A 15234-nucleotide genomic window follows, 5' to 3' on the forward strand; every position below is an offset into this window, starting at 1 on the left:
GTTATTTCTTCATCTGCTCCTTGAGGGCAGCGAGCTTGGCGAAAGGAGAATCCGGATCGATCGGCTTTTCTTTGCGCGGCGGCTTGGCCTCGAAGCGCAATGGCTGCGATGCACCGCGATTGTTGCGATCGTTCCGGTCATTGCGTTCGCCACGCTCCTGACGGTCACCCCGGTTGCCCTGATGCTGCGGACGGCCGCCCTCGCGGTTGGCGCGCGGCCCCTTGTCACCGCCGCGGTTGTCACGGCCATCGCGACGGTCACGTCCCTCGCGATTGCCCTCGCCACCGCTCGCCTGCTGCTCGCCACCGCCACGGCGATTGCCGTGCTGACCGCGGCCCTCGCCCTGCTGACCGCGACGGTCACCATGACCGCGGCCGCCTTGGCGCTGCTGATTATCGTTGCGGCCACCCAGGCGCCAGAGCAGAACTGGCTTCGGCTCGGCAGGTTCCGCGGCAGCGGCTTCAGTGTCGGCAGCCTCGGCAACGTCAGCTGCCGCTGCCACCGGTTCGACGGCGGGAGCTGCTTCCTGCGCGACGGCTTCCGGTTCCTTAGCCGGCTCGTCGCCCGCAGCGTCGGCGTCGTCATGATCGGTCTTTTCGGCAGCGGCTTCCGCAGCCGACGATGCCGGTGTCGCCGCGGCATCCTGCTGGGCAAGGAAGGCCGTGGCCTCCTCGGCCTTCACCGAATCGGCGCGGTAGCCGAGACCCTTGAGAATTTCCTCCATGTCCTCGAGCGTCGCACCGAGGATGGAGAGCATGGCGGTCGTCGTGGTGAAGCGGCGACCGTCATAAGCGCCTTCGGGGCGCGAAGCCTGGCCGGGCTTCCACTGCAGGAGCGGACGGATGAGATCCGCCAGGCGCTCGAGAATATCGATGCGGACCGCGCGCTTTCCAAGAAAGCGGAAGCCGGCAAGCTTGTAGAACATGCGCTCATAGCCCGGATCGGTGACGACCGAGGTACGGCCGGCGGCGAGAACGGGGATCAGATCGCCATAGCCCGGCTTGTCCAGGCCATCGTTCTTCAGAGCCCAGAGCAGCGTGATGAGTTCGGCGGGGGCCGGCTTCAGCAATGCGGGCACGAAAATATGATAGGCGCCGAAGCGGACGCCGTAGCGGCGCATGGAGGCGCGCGCATCCTGATCCAGCGACTTCACCTCTTCGGTCACGTCGCGGCGGAACAGAACGCCGAGATTTTCCACCAGCTGGAAAGCGAGCCCCTTGGCGAGGCCCTGCAGATCCTCGGCACGCTGAAGATCGTCGAGCGGCTTCAGGATCGTGCTGATATGATGGTTCACGAAACGCTCGATGCGCGAGGCGACATGATCGCGCGCATTGCCCGTCAGCTGCTCGTCGGCAAGCAGGATCACACGCGGACGCATGATATGATCGCTTCCCGACAGACGCGCCACGGGATCGCCGAGCCAGCGCACGAGGCCATCGGCGCTGATCGCAAGATCGCTGTTGCCAGCCGCATGCAGACGCGCGGCGCGCGCCTCGAATTCCAGCGACAGCGCCTTCTGGGAGGCTGTCTGGACGGCCTTCGCATCCGGCCCCTCGGTGCCGGCAACCGGCGTGAACCGGAAACCGGTCAACTGTCCCACATGATGCCCTTCGACGAAGACATCCCCATTCACACTGATTTCAGCTTCCAGCATCGCATTCTCTCTCAGGCGCTTCATGAGCACAGATGTCCTGCGATCAACAAAGCGTTTCGTCAACCTCTCATGTAACGCGTCGGACAATCGATCTTCGATTTCCCGCGTCTTTTCTTGCCAGTGTGTCGGATCGGCAAGCCAGCCGGGCCGGTTCGACACATAGGTCCAAGTCCTTATCTGCGCGATTCGCGCCGAAAGCGTGTCGATCTCGCCATCCGTCCGATCGGCACGATGCACCTGTTCGGCCAGGAAGTCCTCTTTCACCGTGCCATAGCGCACCAGGTCGGAAAAGAGGGCGGCAATAAGATCGGCGTGCTGGGCAGGCGTAATGCGCCGATAGTCGGGAAGCGCGCAGGCCTCCCACAATTTCTCAACCCGAGCCGGGTTGCTGGCAAGATCGACTATCTCCAGATCGCGTGACAAATATTCCAACGCCTGCTGGTCTACCGCAGGCAGCGCCCGCGTCAACCCCTGCACGCGCGGCGCGTCTTCCAAACTGGCGCGCAGAGCTGCGATCGAAGCGAAATCCAGATCCTTGCTGCGCCATTGCAGCACCTTGACCATGTCGAATTCGTGTCCCTCGATCCGGCGGACCAGCTCGTCGTCGAACGGGTCCACCTGCCCCGTTACGCCGAAGGTGCCGTCCTTGAGATGACGGCCGGCGCGGCCGGCGATCTGGCCGAGCTCGGCCGGATTGAGGTTACGGAACTGATAGCCGTCGAACTTGCGGTCCTGGGCAAAGGCGACATGGTCGACATCGAGATTGAGGCCCATGCCGATCGCATCGGTCGCGACCAGATATTCGACATCGCCGGCCTGGTACAGGGCTACTTGCGCATTGCGGGTACGCGGGCTGAGCGCCCCAAGCACGACGGCGGCGCCGCCACGCTGGCGGCGGATGAGCTCCGCGATCGCATAGACCTCATCGGCGGAAAAAGCCACGATCGCGGTGCGCTGCGGCAAGCGCGTGATCTTCTTCTGCCCGGCATAGAAAAGATGCGACAGCCGCGGCCGCTCAAGGACGGTGATCCCAGGCAGAAGCTGTTCGAGGATGGGCCGCATCGTGCCGGCACCCAATAGCAGCGTCTCGTCGCGGCCACGCAGGTGCAGGATGCGGTCCGTGAAGATATGGCCGCGCTCTAGATCGCCAGCAAGCTGGACCTCGTCGATGGCGACGAAGGAGGCACGCGTCTCGCGCGGCATGGCTTCGACGGTGCAGACGGAAAAGCGGGCATTGGGCGGAGATATTTTTTCCTCGCCCGTGACAAGCGCGACATGCTGAGCCCCGACCTTTTCGACGACGCGGGTATAGACCTCGCGCGCCAGCAGCCGCAGCGGCAGGCCGATCACGCCGCTGCCGTGCGCCACCATGCGTTCGATGGCATAATGGGTCTTGCCGGTATTGGTCGGTCCGAGCACCGCGGTCACGCCGCGTCCGCTCAGGATCATGGGCTGCGAAGTCTGTGTCATTGGTCCGTGCATGGGCGAGAAACCACCGTCTTTCGATCAGCAAGTTCCCCAAGGAGGAAACGAAGAGATGACGACCATATGCGACAAAGGCAAGACCTGAATAAAAAAACAGCCACCGCAACAACCGATTTCATTATTGACGGTCTCAACCGTAAGCCACATTAACCCTGCATCTCATGCGAGTCCCGACGATCGCGGAACACCTTGAGAACGAATCGGAGACGAATCGCTGACTCACTAGCGTTCTTTTTTTGTTCACTACAATATATGGATTTCGATGAAAAGAGTCACACCAAATGCTGAATCTCATTTCAGTGCCTTTTCCACGAGAAAAGGAGTCAAGCCGAGAATCCGAAGCCGGCGAAGATCGCTATATTTTATGGTTAATTATCTGTAAATCATCGGATTTTCGGAACAGCGCCCTTCTCTTCGAGATCTGAGGTCAAAGCCAGAACGAATCGGAGACGAATCGCTGATTCCGCACGATTCTACTTTTGTTCCGTACTATATCTAGCGCCTCGACAGCCGATGCATACAGGACTCTGAATGGTTGAACCCACAATTCCGGCCGAATCAGGAATTGCGATCAACCTTTTAACGAGTGCAAATATAACGATTTCGCAAATACACGTATAAGATGCGGTTATCGGCAAAACGCCGTGACTGCAGCGTCCAGATTTCATGGCTACATATTTCTACTTCGCCAGAACAGCATCGAAATTCGGGAGGCGGTAAGGCCACAAAACCTCTTCGCAAGGCCAACCCAAACCGAACGAGGCAGGAAGGCGCCTACCTCCGCATACCCGATTTCGCTCCTTCTGTATGTCGGCAACCTGTAAGAAGGCATCCGGACATTAACCAAAGTCCAAAGGCAGAACGAATCACCGACGAATCGCGGACATGCTCCTTTTCTCTTTTTGTTCACCGCAACATATTGTATTTTAATGATATTTTAACCATACGAGCTAATCGCGGACACTCTCTTCCACACCTGCGTCGCGCCATCGCGTGAATATCTGGCTGAATACGCTCTCGCCGCCATTCCCGCCTTTTTATTTCTTAGCCGGAACAATTTTCTGCGACGCAAGTTTCTATCTGCAGAATTGAGGAACTCCGCCCATTCACTAGGAAACCGATTCGAGCTGGAAGCGCTGGAGCATAGTGCCGGAATGAACGAAATTACCGGCGCCATTCAAGCGATGGACATGGAGGAGACATATCATGCTTGGTACGGTATTGCTTATTATACTGATTCTGCTGCTGATCGGCGCACTGCCCAACTGGGGTTACAGCCGGGGATGGGGGTACGGTCCATCGGGCGGTCTCGGACTTGTTCTTGTCATTGTCCTCATTTTGTTATTGATGGGGCGGATTTGATCCGCGGGTCAATGTTCAAACTTCACAACACCAGGGAGCTAACACCATGAAGAAGATCATCGTCGCGATCGCCCTTGTCGGCGCTTTAGCGTCGTGCACGGCAACGGAAAAAGGGACTGCCATCGGTGCCGGCACCGGCGCCCTGATCGGCGGCGTGGCCACCCATAGCTGGGGTGGCGCGGCAGTCGGCGCTGTTGCCGGCGGCGTCGTCGGCAATCTCATCGGACGCTCCCATGAGCGCCGTGGCTATTGCATCTATCGCGACCGATACGGCCATCGCTACGAAGCTCGTTGCCGCTAAGACCTGAGGCCGCGACCAGCCGCTTCTGCGGCTCGGTCGCGGACATCCGACCCTCAGGGCAGGCCCTGGAAGCCTCAGTTTCTGAGAGAATCCTCTTCCCGCGCGATCGGTCCAGGGAAAGGAGCAGTGTTTTGAGGAAGGAACGGCACCATGGCCGCAATCATCGCAAGCATTGCAGCATTCGCGCTCATCGGCACCACTTTTTACGCGCTTGGAAGCGCGGCGCGGATGCGGGACAAAGAGAAGAAGCAGCGGGTGGCGCTAGAAGCCGTGATCCTAGAATTCAAGCCACGACAGCGGCAGCAGGCAAATTCAGGCCGGGGATGATTGCCGGATCGGTTGTGACTTCTATCCGGCAATCCTCTCCCTGATGCAGGCGGGCAAGAGCGGATCAGCTCTTCACGGAAATCCCGAGCCCACTGCGTCCTTTTCCCGGAATTGCTCTAAACGAAGAACTGGCCGCCATTGGCCGTTATCGTCGATCCCGTAATGAAACCGGCATCATCGCTGGCAAGGAAAACCGCGATGCGGGCGATCTCCTCGGGCTCGCCCAGGCGCCCCACCGGAATCTGCGGAATGATGCGCTCGTTCAATACCTTTTCCGGCACCGCCAGCACCATTTCCGTGCCGATATAGCCGGGGCAAATGGCATTGACGGTGATGTTCTTGGCAGCACCTTCCTGGGCGAGCGCCTTGGTGAAGCCGAGATCGCCGGCCTTGGCGGCAGAGTAATTCGCCTGCCCCATCTGCCCCTTCTGACCATTGATCGAAGAGATATTGATCACACGGCCGAAGCTGCGGTCGCGCATGCCCTGCCAGACATGATGCGTCATGTTGAACAGGCCGGTGAGGTTCGTATTGATGACTTCGTGCCACTGCTGCGGCGTCATCTTGTGGAACATGGCGTCGCGGGTAATGCCGGCATTGTTGACCAGCACATCGACATGCCCGAGATCGTGCTCGACCTTGGCTATGCCCTTGCCGCAGGCTTCGTAATCGGTGACATCCCATTTATAGACGGCGATGCCGGTCACATCGTGGAAAGCCCTGGCTTTCTCATCGTTGCCGGCATAGGTCGCCGCCACCTTGTAACCCGCATTGTGCAGCGCCATCGAAATGGCCGCGCCGATGCCGCGCGTACCCCCGGTTACCAATGCCACTCTGCTCATGTGCCACTCCCCTTTTTTGCTGCGGAGGCGGGACGCCCGAAGGTCGGGTCGCCCGCTCGCTTTCACCACTTCTTCTGGAAAATTCCTTTCAAAACGCCCCCGAGCATGATGCCGAAAAGTATGAGCGGTTTTCGGACAACATCATGCTCTATTTCTTTGCTTCTAGAGCGCCTCGAAGCACATGGCGACACCCATGCCGCCACCGATGCACAGCGTGGCAAGCCCCTTGCGGGCGCCGCGGCGCTTCATTTCGAACAGCAGCGTATTGAGGACGCGGGCGCCCGAAGCGCCGATCGGGTGCCCGATGGCGATCGCGCCGCCGTTGACGTTGACGATCGACGTATCCCAGCCGAGATCCTTGTTCACGGCGCAAGCCTGGGCGGCAAAAGCTTCGTTGGCTTCGACGAGATCGAGATCGGCAACGGACCATCCGGCCTTTTCCAATGCCCTGCGCGAGGCCGGGATCGGCCCGGTGCCCATGATCTGCGGATCGACGCCGGCTGTTGCCCAGGAAACGATGCGGGCAAGCGGCTGAATGCCGCGGCGCGAGGCTTCCGCCTCCGTCATCAGCACGGCGGCAGCCGCACCGTCATTGAGGCCAGAAGCGTTGCCAGCCGTGACCGTTCCTTCCTTGTCGAAGGCCGGGCGCAACTTCACCATGCCGTCGAGCGTCACGCCGTGGCGGATATATTCGTCGGCATCGACGGTTACATCGCCTTTGCGCGTCTGGATGGTGAAGGGAACGATCTCGTCCTTGAACCGGCCGGCCTTCTGCGCGGCTTCGGCCTTGTTCTGGGAGGAAACGGCGAACTGATCCTGTTCCTCGCGGGAAAGCTGCCACTGCCGCGCGATATTTTCGGCCGTGATGCCCATGTGATAGCCGTAGAAGGCATCCGTCAGGCCATCCTTGATCATGGTGTCGATCATCTTCATGTCGCCCATCTTGGTGCCGGCACGAAGGTTTGCCGCATGCGGCGCCATCGACATAGATTCCTGGCCGCCGGCGACGATGATCTTCGCATCGCCGGTCGCGATCTGCTGCATGCCGAGAGCCACGGCGCGCAGGCCGGAGCCGCAAAGCTGGTTGACGCCCCAGGCGGTCGCTTCCTGCGGAATGCCGGCCTTCATCGCGGCCTGACGGGCCGGGTTCTGCCCTTCGCCGGCCTGAAGCACCTGGCCGAGGATCACTTCATCGACTTCCTTGGCATCGACGCCGGCACGCTCCAGCGCGCCTTTGATGGCGGTGGCGCCAAGCTCATGAGCCGGAACGCTCGCAAAAGCACCGTTGAATGAGCCGACGGCAGTGCGGGCCGCGCTGGCGACGACGATGGATGAACTGCTCATGGAAGCCTCCTCGGAAAATGAACGCGTATATGAGGCGAAACTGTCAAAGCTTTGCGCCGGAGTCAAATTGCAAGAATTTCCCGCGTGCAGATTTCATGAAGCCGTCATTGCCCGCGAGAAATCCAATCAAAGGATTGGGCTTGCCGCATCGCACAAAGCGATTGTCACCAAGCTTCTTTTGCGTCTACACTCAGGGGTGGAGGAGTATTCCATACAATCAGACGGGGCCAGGAGAACTGATAATGGCAAAGAATGAGGGCCAGATCGTAATCAAGAAATATGCGAATCGCCGCCTATACAATACCGGCACCAGCACCTACGTGACGCTGGACGACCTGGCGGAGATGGTGAAGAAAGGCGAGGAATTCACTGTCCAGGATGCCAAGAGCGGCGAAGACATTACGCATTCGGTCCTGACGCAGATCATTTTCGAGCAGGAATCAAAGACCGGCAACACGCTGCTGCCGATTTCCTTCCTCCGGCAGCTTATCGGCTATTACGGCGACCAGATGCAGATGGTCGTCCCGAGCTTCCTCGAGCATTCCATGCGCGCCTTCACGGAGCAGCAGACCCAGATGCGCGAACAGATCAATCGCGCCTTCGGCGAAACGCCGCTCGGCAAGAATCTTCAGCTGCCCATGCAGATGGTCGAGGAGCAGGTCCGCCGCAACACTGAAATGTTCCAGCAGGCCATGCAGATGTTCTCCCCCTTCATGAAGCCGCCGGCCAAGGAAAGCCGCAAGGCCGAAGCCAAGGATATCGACGAGCTGAAGGAGCAGCTTCGCGCCATGCAGAGCAAGCTGGATAGCCTTTGATACCAGGCAATGCACTGATGAATCCGACGAGGGTTTTCACTCCCCTCTGTCACTGACGTGACATCTCCCCCACAAGGGGGAGATCGGTAAGTTGCGGCACTTTCTCGCCTCAAGCTACAATGGCATCTGCAGAAACTAAATCAGTTTGCTTGCCAGAGCGGAGCGACATACTCCCAACAATCTCCCCCTTGTGGGGGAGATGTCACGAAGTGACAGAGGGGGTGTCAGAGCTTCGGCATAAGAGCAGCCGCTTCGTCCGATCAGCACGCCCAATCACAGACAGAAAAAGGCCGGCGAAACGCCAGCCTTTAATTCATGCCACCAAGGCAGCGCTTGAATTATGCGCTTTCCTTCGGCGTCAGAACCTGGCGACCGCGATACATGCCGGTCTTCAGGTCGATGTGATGCGGGCGACGCAGTTCGCCGGAGTTCTTGTCTTCGACATAGGTCGGAGCCTTCAGGGCGTCAGCCGAGCGGCGCATACCGCGCTTGGACGGGCTCGTTTTTCTCTTCGGTACAGCCATTCTCGTTACTCCATGTACGGACGAAACATATCCACGGCCAGCAAGGCGGCCGAAACAGACATGCATCAATTTCGGAATTTGGGCGGGCTTATACATGGCTTGTCGGGCTTTGACCAGTCCCTTCGAGCATTTTTTGCCCGCAGCGCTTGATTCGGAGATATCGCTGCCAAATCAGGCGGTCAAGCCTCGTCCTCCGGCACGATCCACGTTTCCTTCAGCGCCGCTTCCTCCCATTTCTTCCAGGCAGGCAGGGCTTTCATGACGGCCATATAGTTCCTCGTATCGGCGGAGACGGCAATGTCGTACCGTTCCAGGCGGCTGACGACCGGAGCGAACATGGCATCGGCTCCGGAGAATGTCCCGAACAGGAAGGGACCGCCGGAGCGGGAACGCGCCTCGCGCCAGATGGTTTCGATGCGCGCCACGTCTTCCGTCACCCCTTCCGGCAGGTCGAGGCGGCTCACCGGGCGACGCATGTCCATCGGGCAGGCATTGCGCAAGGCGCCGAAGCCCGAAAGCATCTCCATGCTATAGGATCGCGCCAGCGCGCGGGCCTGCCGGTCCTTAGGAAGAAGACCGGCATCGGGGAAAAGCTCGGCCACGTATTCGATGATGGCAAGCGACTCCCACACCTTGAAGCCGTCATGCACCAGCATCGGCACCTTGCCCGTCGGCGAGACCTCGCGAATGTTCGGATTGCCCGCCGGAAAATCGAACGGGATCAGCACCTCCTCGAAAGCGATGCCGCAGCCTTCGAGCGCGATCCACGGCCGGAACGACCAGGAGGAATAATTCTTGTTGCCGATGTAGAGGGTCAGCTTGCTCACGATCTTATTCCCTTTTTAGCGTCGGAACTCGAAGGGGAAGAGTTCCTCGAATGGTTCGTGTCCTCGAACGCGCCAGAGGGCGGCGGTCCGATCGTCATTGGCAGGTCATCCGCCCGTAGGTCACAGCGAAGGATGCCAGATGAAGACAAGCCGATCGAACGACAAGTTCTGATATCAGTCATAAAGGCATTTGATATATGCGTCGGCATTGCGCGCGCGGCGCTGGATCAGCGAGGCAAGCTGGCCAAGCCCCCGCCCCGGCTTGCTCGCCACCCGATCGATCGGATTGGGAAGCGAGACGGCGAGAAGGGCCGCCTGACGCGCCGTGAGCTTGGAGGCCGGGACTTTGAAATGGTAGCGCGCCGCAGCTTCGATGCCGTAAATGCCCGGCCCCCATTCCGCAACATTCAGATAGATTTCCATCATCCGGCGTTTCGACCACACAGTCGAGGCGGAGACCGCCAAAGGCAATTCCAGCGTCTTGCGGACGAAGGAGCGGCTGTTCCATAAAAACAGGTTCTTCACCGTCTGCATCGGGATCGTGCTGCCGCCGCGCGTGGACTTGCCGCGCAGCGTTTCCTGGACGAGCACCCGCATCTCGCCCCAATCGACACCGCCATGATAACAGAATTGTCCGTCCTCGGAGACCATGACGGATTTCACCAGCACCGGCGCGATTTTATCCAGCGGCACCCAGCGGCGGTCGTAGCCCTGAAGGGTAACGGCATCGCCGATCATCAGGGTAGAAACAGGGTGGATGAACGGCAGCACATAGACGACGATGAAGAAATAGGGCAGCAGCAAGAGGACGATCAGGACGAGGACGATGCGCTGCCATAATGGACGGTCTCTGAAGCGTGCCAACAGGGAGGAGCGTCGCGGCACCTCGGCTTCCTCCCCCTCATTGTCCGTCGATATGTCCAAATGTCTGACGTCCACGGCCGCTCCATCCCGGTACATCCCTTAATGTATCCGGGAAACGCTCTGATGCTGCACTCGTCATACCGTCTACGCAAAGCGATGACCAGAGTGTGACGCAATTCCCCATCCGGCTGTTGACAATTCTCGTTGCCAGCAACCGCCTCTCATGCCAAACAGCGGCCATGGACAGCACCCATTCCTCATTCGAGCACCGTCTCAAGGACAATGCCGGCAAGATCGAAGCCATGTTAAACGGGCTTCTGGCCGACGCCAGCCTCAGTGACGAGATCGTCCGCCCTGCCCGGCTCCTAAGCGCGATGCGTCACGGCGTGCTGAACGGCGGCAAGCGGCTACGGCCCTTTCTCGTCATGGAATCCGCGGCCCTTCTCGGCGGCGATGCCAAGGCGGCACTCAGGATCGGCGCGGCACTCGAATGCGTGCACTGCTATTCCCTTGTCCATGACGATCTTCCCGCCATGGACGATGACGACCTGCGCCGCGGCCAGCCGACGGTGCATATCGCCTTCGACTACGCGACGGCGATCCTGGCGGGCGACAGCCTGCTGACCTATGCCTTCGATATCATCGCGGCACCCGAAACGGAGCTACCGGCGGACCGGAAAGTAGCGCTTGTGCTGGCACTGTCGCGCGCAGCCGGCATCGGCGGCATGGCCGGTGGCCAGGCGCTCGATCTCGCCGCGGAGAAGGAGGCGCCGGACGAAGGCGGCATCACCACGCTGCAGGCGATGAAGACGGGCGCGCTGATCCGCTTTGCCTGCGAGGCCGGCGCCATCATTTCAGGCGCCCCCGTCGGAGACCGCAAACGACTCCGGACCTTCGGTGAAAAGATCGGCCTTGCCTTCCAGCTCGCCGACGATCTGCTCGACCTGACAGCGGACACCGCCACCATGGGCAAGGCAACCGGCAAGGATGCCGCCCGTGGCAAAGGCACGCTGGTGGCTCTCCACGGCCAGGAATGGGCGGAAGTGACGCTCGCAAGGCTGGTGAAGGAAGCGGCCGACCTGCTGTCCGGCTATGGCGACAAGGCGGATGTCCTGATGGAAACCGCCCGCTTCATCGCGAACCGCAAGAGCTGATCCCGAAGACTTCCACACGGCGTTGCCTGATGGCAGAACCACTGACCTTCCGGCCGGATGGGCAGCTACCATCCATCCATACCGGTACGGCTACCCATTCAGCTCGGGAATGTCACCATCACAAGAATCCATGGCGTCGCCGGGTGATTTCCGCCGCATTCTGTGCCACATTTCCATGCCGTATTGGCCTGTAGACGCGGAAATCTTCGCGGCCGCGCCAATCCCTTCGGGAATGATCTCCATGCACGAAACGCTTTCCTATCTGCCGCATATCCTGCCGGCCTATATCGCTTACATCGTTGCGGTTATCAGCCCCGGCCCCGCCATCATGGCCATCATCGGCACCTCGATGACCCATGGCCGCAAGGCCGGCATGACCCTGGCGCTCGGTATCTTCGGCGGGTCGCTGACTTGGGCAACGGCTGCGGCCGCGGGTCTTGCCACGCTGCTGCAGACCTATGCGATGACGCTGGAGATCCTGAAGATCTTCGGCGGCCTCTATCTGCTCTACCTCGCCTATAAGGCATTCCGCGCCGTCCGTAGCAGCGGCGAGCTGCCGACCGCCGCTGAGGGGCCGAAAACGCCAGGCTTCAAGTCGCTGATCCTGCGCGGCTACGGCATTCACGTCACCAACCCGAAGGCCATCTTCGCCTGGCTTGCCATCATCGCGCTCGGCATGCCGCAGGGTGCGCCGGGCTCGGTCGCGATGCTGATCATCGCCGTCTGCGGCGTGACCGGTTTCGTGGTGTTCATGGGCTACGCGATCCTGTTTTCGACGCCGCATGCGCTGAAAATCTATCGCAATGCGCGCCGCTGGATCGAGGGCGCCATGGCTGGCTTCTATTGCTTCGCCGGCATCAAGCTGCTGACGAGCAATATCTGATCCAGCCTCGGCTTTAAGCGGCGGATTACTCTGCCGCGACGTTTTTCTGGCCGAATCGCTTTTCGATATAATCGGTCACCAGCGCCTCGAAATCGGAAGCGATGTTCGGGCCGCGCAGCGTCATGGCCTTTTGGCCGTCGATGAAAACGGGGGCGGCCGGCGTCTCGCCGGTACCGGGCAGCGAAATGCCGATATCGGCGTGCTTGCTTTCGCCCGGACCATTGACGATGCAGCCCATGACGGCGACGTTCAGCGCCTCGACGCCCGGATATTTCTCGCGCCAGACCGGCATGTTCTTGCGGATGTCGTTCTGGATGTTCTGCGCCAGTTCCTGGAAGACCGTCGAGGTCGTGCGGCCGCAGCCGGGGCATGCCGCGACAACCGGGATGAACTGGCGGAAGCCCATGACCTGCAGCAGTTCCTGCGCCACCTGCACCTCGCGGCTGCGGTCGCCATTCGGCTCCGGCGTCAGCGAAACGCGGATCGTATCGCCGATGCCGTGCTGCAGCACATAGCCCATGGCGGCGGACGAAGCGACGATGCCCTTTGAGCCCATGCCGGCTTCGGTGAGACCCAAATGCAGGGCATGGTCGGAACGCTCCGACAGCATGGAGTAGACGGCAATCAGATCCTGCACCTGGCTGACCTTGGCCGACAGGATGATGCGATTGCGCGGTAGGCCAATGTCTTCCGCGAGGCTGGCCGAGATCAGCGCAGATTGCACGATCGTCTCGCGCGTCACCTGCCGGGCCGATAGCGGCGAGCCTTCGGCGGCATTCTTATCCATCAGCGCGGTCAGCAGATCCTGATCGAGCGAGCCCCAATTGACGCCGATGCGCACCGGCTTGTCGTAGCGGATCGCCATCTCGATGATTTCGGCGAACTGCTTGTCCTTCTTGTCCTTGAAGCCGACATTGCCGGGATTGATGCGGTATTTCGCCAGCGCCTCAGCGCAAGCCGGATGATCGGCGAGCAGCTTATGGCCGATATAATGGAAATCGCCGATCAGCGGCACGTCCATGCCGAGGCGCAGCAGCCGCTCGCGGATCTTCGGCACGGCGGCGGCACTTTCATCGCGATCGACGGTGATGCGCACGAGCTCCGAGCCGGCTTTGTAGAGGGCGGCGACCTGGGCGACGGTCGAGTCGATATCGGCCGTATCGGTATTGGTCATGGACTGTACGACGACGGGGGCACCGCCGCCGACGATCACGCCGCCGACATCGACGGCAACGGAGGAACGGCGCGGTTTCGGATCGAAATCGGTGGCGGACGACATGGAAAGCTCTCGCAGGCCTCGAAATTGGGTGTCTTTCACGTGGATCACGGAGCGGTCGTTGTCAACCGCTACGACAATCTCTTTTGACCGAATGGAGCCCACCCGCTACCGGACAAAAGCGACAAAATTAATGCTTGCTCTCGCCGATGCCATCGGCGTAGCGCGCGAGCGATGACAAGGCCAATACGACGAGCAGCAGCACCGGCAGCGCCATCAGCACCGGCGAGAAGCCGACATGTTCGGCGGCAAAGCCGATGGCCGACGGCGCGACCAGCATGCCGGAGTAGCCGAGCGTGGTCACGACCGAGATGCCGATGCCGGGCTGCAGCCCCGGAATATTGCCGGCGGCGGAAAAGGCGATCGGCACCATGTTGGAAATGCCGATGCCGCAGAGCGCAAAGCCGAGGATCGCGATCTCCGCGTTTGGCGCCAGTGCTGCCATCAGCATGCCGACGATGGCAAAGACCGTGCAGACGCGCAACGTGCGCACCGACCCCAGCCAGTCACGGACGAAATCGCCGGCAAAGCGCATGGTCGCCATGGTGGCCGAGAAAGCGGCGAAGCCGAAACCGGTGAGCGCCACCGACGCCCCCTTTTCCTGGCTGAGATAGAGCGCGCTCCAATCGAGCACGGCGCCTTCCGGCACCATGCAGAACAGCGCGACGACGCCGAGCAGCCAGGGCAGCGGAATCATCGGCAGCTTTGCCTTTGGCTTGGCCTCGTCGGGATGCGGCTGGTCACTGAGGACCATCGGCCAGGCCACGACGAGGAAAAGAACGGCGATAGCGGTCGAGGCCTCGGCATGGCCGAGAACGCCCAGGCGCGAGATCAGCAGGCCGCCGATGGCTGAGCCGATCAAGCCGCCCAGACTCCAGAAAGCATGGCACGAGGACATGATCGCCCGGCGCATAGACTTTTCGACCGAGACGGCATTGGCGTTCATCGCCACGTCCATGGCGCCAATGAAGCCGCCGAAGAGGAAGAGAGCAATCGCCGCGGTCCAGACATTCGGCGCTAGCGTCAGCGCCAGGATCATCGGCAGCAGCAACACCGCGACGGCACGCACGACGATGCGCGAGCCGCGCACGGCGATCTGCGCGCCGGCAAGCGGCATCATGACGAGCGAGCCGACACCGAAGACGAGGATCATCAGACCGAGCTCGAATTTCGTCAGTTGCAGCCGCTCGGCAAATTCGGGAATTTTCGGCGCCCAGCAGCCAACCATGAAGCCGTTCAGCAGGAACATCAACGAGACGGCTGCGCGCGGCTTTGTGAAGAATCCGCTCCTTTTTGCCTCAAAACCCTCCCTCCTGGTCATGTCGTCCATGAAAATTCCTCCAAATCGGTGGCCGCAGTCTATTTAAATCGATTGAAATCGCAACGATCGAAAACAGCCTAAACAGTCACATTTCGTCTCCGTCTGTTAAAGCGGAGGCAAAGACATCACAACTCCGAATAAATAATTCGTGACCCTATGTCCCTGGCGAAAAGCCCTATTGACGCCGAAAAAGTAGGCTCCTATCGGTTGAGGCCTGAAGATTCTTCGATCGGCCCCAACTCGGGTCATCCTCTG

General features: G+C 60.5%; 15 protein-coding genes. 7 read left to right on the top strand and 8 right to left on the bottom strand.

Going from position 1 to position 15234, the window contains the following annotated elements:
* Position 1 precedes the first annotated feature (1 nt).
* On the bottom strand, positions 2-3124 hold the full coding sequence (locus FHT84_RS08040) for a helicase-related protein (protein WP_113249613.1): 3123 nt from the start codon (positions 3122-3124) through the stop codon (positions 2-4).
* Between the two features lie 1221 nt (positions 3125-4345).
* Here FHT84_RS08040 and FHT84_RS08045 point away from each other — a divergent pair.
* The 3 genes from FHT84_RS08045 (at position 4346) to FHT84_RS08055 (ending at position 5129) form a co-directional block, all read left to right on the top strand.
* Complete coding sequence (locus tag FHT84_RS08045; RefSeq protein ID WP_113249612.1) at positions 4346-4501, top strand: DUF3309 family protein; 156 nt, start codon at positions 4346-4348, stop codon at positions 4499-4501.
* A 46-nt stretch (positions 4502-4547) separates the two neighbouring features.
* Positions 4548-4802: a YMGG-like glycine zipper-containing protein gene (locus tag FHT84_RS08050; RefSeq protein ID WP_112341591.1), complete on the top strand. Its 255-nt coding sequence runs from the start codon at positions 4548-4550 to the stop codon at positions 4800-4802.
* A gap of 150 nt (positions 4803-4952) precedes the next feature.
* Positions 4953-5129: a hypothetical protein gene (locus FHT84_RS08055; protein WP_169645216.1), complete on the top strand. Its 177-nt coding sequence runs from the start codon at positions 4953-4955 to the stop codon at positions 5127-5129.
* A 116-nt stretch (positions 5130-5245) separates the two neighbouring features.
* On the opposite strand, the gene FHT84_RS08060 is transcribed toward FHT84_RS08055, so the two are convergent.
* Both FHT84_RS08060 and FHT84_RS08065 read right to left on the bottom strand, forming a co-directional pair.
* Positions 5246-5971, bottom strand: a complete 726-nt coding sequence (locus FHT84_RS08060; protein ID WP_112341592.1) for a beta-ketoacyl-ACP reductase — start codon at positions 5969-5971, stop codon at positions 5246-5248.
* A 162-nt stretch (positions 5972-6133) separates the two neighbouring features.
* Positions 6134-7315 (bottom strand): acetyl-CoA C-acetyltransferase, encoded by a 1182-nt coding sequence (locus FHT84_RS08065; protein ID WP_113249611.1) that lies wholly within the window; start codon positions 7313-7315, stop codon positions 6134-6136.
* Here FHT84_RS08065 and FHT84_RS08070 point away from each other — a divergent pair.
* On the top strand, positions 7299-7571 hold the full coding sequence (locus tag FHT84_RS08070; RefSeq protein ID WP_162736948.1) for a hypothetical protein: 273 nt from the start codon (positions 7299-7301) through the stop codon (positions 7569-7571). The two genes, FHT84_RS08065 and FHT84_RS08070, sit on opposite strands and share 17 nt — an antisense overlap.
* Positions 7558-8130 (top strand): polyhydroxyalkanoate synthesis repressor PhaR, encoded by a 573-nt coding sequence (gene phaR / locus FHT84_RS08075; protein ID WP_112341594.1) that lies wholly within the window; start codon positions 7558-7560, stop codon positions 8128-8130. The genes FHT84_RS08070 and phaR overlap by 14 nt, the downstream gene beginning before the upstream one ends.
* Positions 8131-8468: 338 nt before the next feature.
* On the opposite strand, the gene rpmF is transcribed toward phaR, so the two are convergent.
* From rpmF to mtgA, 3 genes are all read right to left on the bottom strand, one after another.
* Positions 8469-8654 carry a 50S ribosomal protein L32 gene (gene rpmF, locus FHT84_RS08080; protein ID WP_003543812.1) on the bottom strand — a complete coding sequence of 62 codons (186 nt, stop codon included), beginning with the start codon at positions 8652-8654 and terminating at the stop codon, positions 8469-8471.
* 179 nt (positions 8655-8833) lie between these two features.
* Positions 8834-9481 carry a glutathione S-transferase family protein gene (locus FHT84_RS08085; protein WP_113249609.1) on the bottom strand — a complete coding sequence of 216 codons (648 nt, stop codon included), beginning with the start codon at positions 9479-9481 and terminating at the stop codon, positions 8834-8836.
* Positions 9482-9655: 174 nt separating this feature from the next.
* Positions 9656-10441 carry a monofunctional biosynthetic peptidoglycan transglycosylase gene (mtgA, locus tag FHT84_RS08090; protein WP_246698483.1) on the bottom strand — a complete coding sequence of 262 codons (786 nt, stop codon included), beginning with the start codon at positions 10439-10441 and terminating at the stop codon, positions 9656-9658.
* Positions 10442-10584: 143 nt separating this feature from the next.
* On the opposite strand from mtgA, the gene FHT84_RS08095 reads away from it, so the two are divergent.
* Positions 10585-11499, top strand: a complete 915-nt coding sequence (locus FHT84_RS08095; protein ID WP_113249608.1) for a polyprenyl synthetase family protein — start codon at positions 10585-10587, stop codon at positions 11497-11499.
* Between the two features lie 241 nt (positions 11500-11740).
* Entirely contained in the window at positions 11741-12382 is a 642-nt protein-coding gene (locus FHT84_RS08100; RefSeq protein ID WP_113249607.1) for a LysE family translocator, read from the top strand.
* 25 nt (positions 12383-12407) lie between these two features.
* Here the strand turns inward: FHT84_RS08100 and ispG are convergent, their stop codons facing one another.
* Both ispG and FHT84_RS08110 read right to left on the bottom strand, forming a co-directional pair.
* On the bottom strand, positions 12408-13661 hold the full coding sequence (gene ispG / locus FHT84_RS08105) for a flavodoxin-dependent (E)-4-hydroxy-3-methylbut-2-enyl-diphosphate synthase (RefSeq protein WP_183761584.1): 1254 nt from the start codon (positions 13659-13661) through the stop codon (positions 12408-12410).
* A 127-nt stretch (positions 13662-13788) separates the two neighbouring features.
* Positions 13789-14988 (bottom strand): MFS transporter, encoded by a 1200-nt coding sequence (locus tag FHT84_RS08110; RefSeq protein WP_183761587.1) that lies wholly within the window; start codon positions 14986-14988, stop codon positions 13789-13791.
* Positions 14989-15234: the final 246 nt, after the last annotated feature.

The organism is Rhizobium sp. BK289, assembly GCF_014193575.1.
Classification (GTDB): Bacteria; Pseudomonadota; Alphaproteobacteria; order Rhizobiales; family Rhizobiaceae; genus Rhizobium; species Rhizobium tropici_C.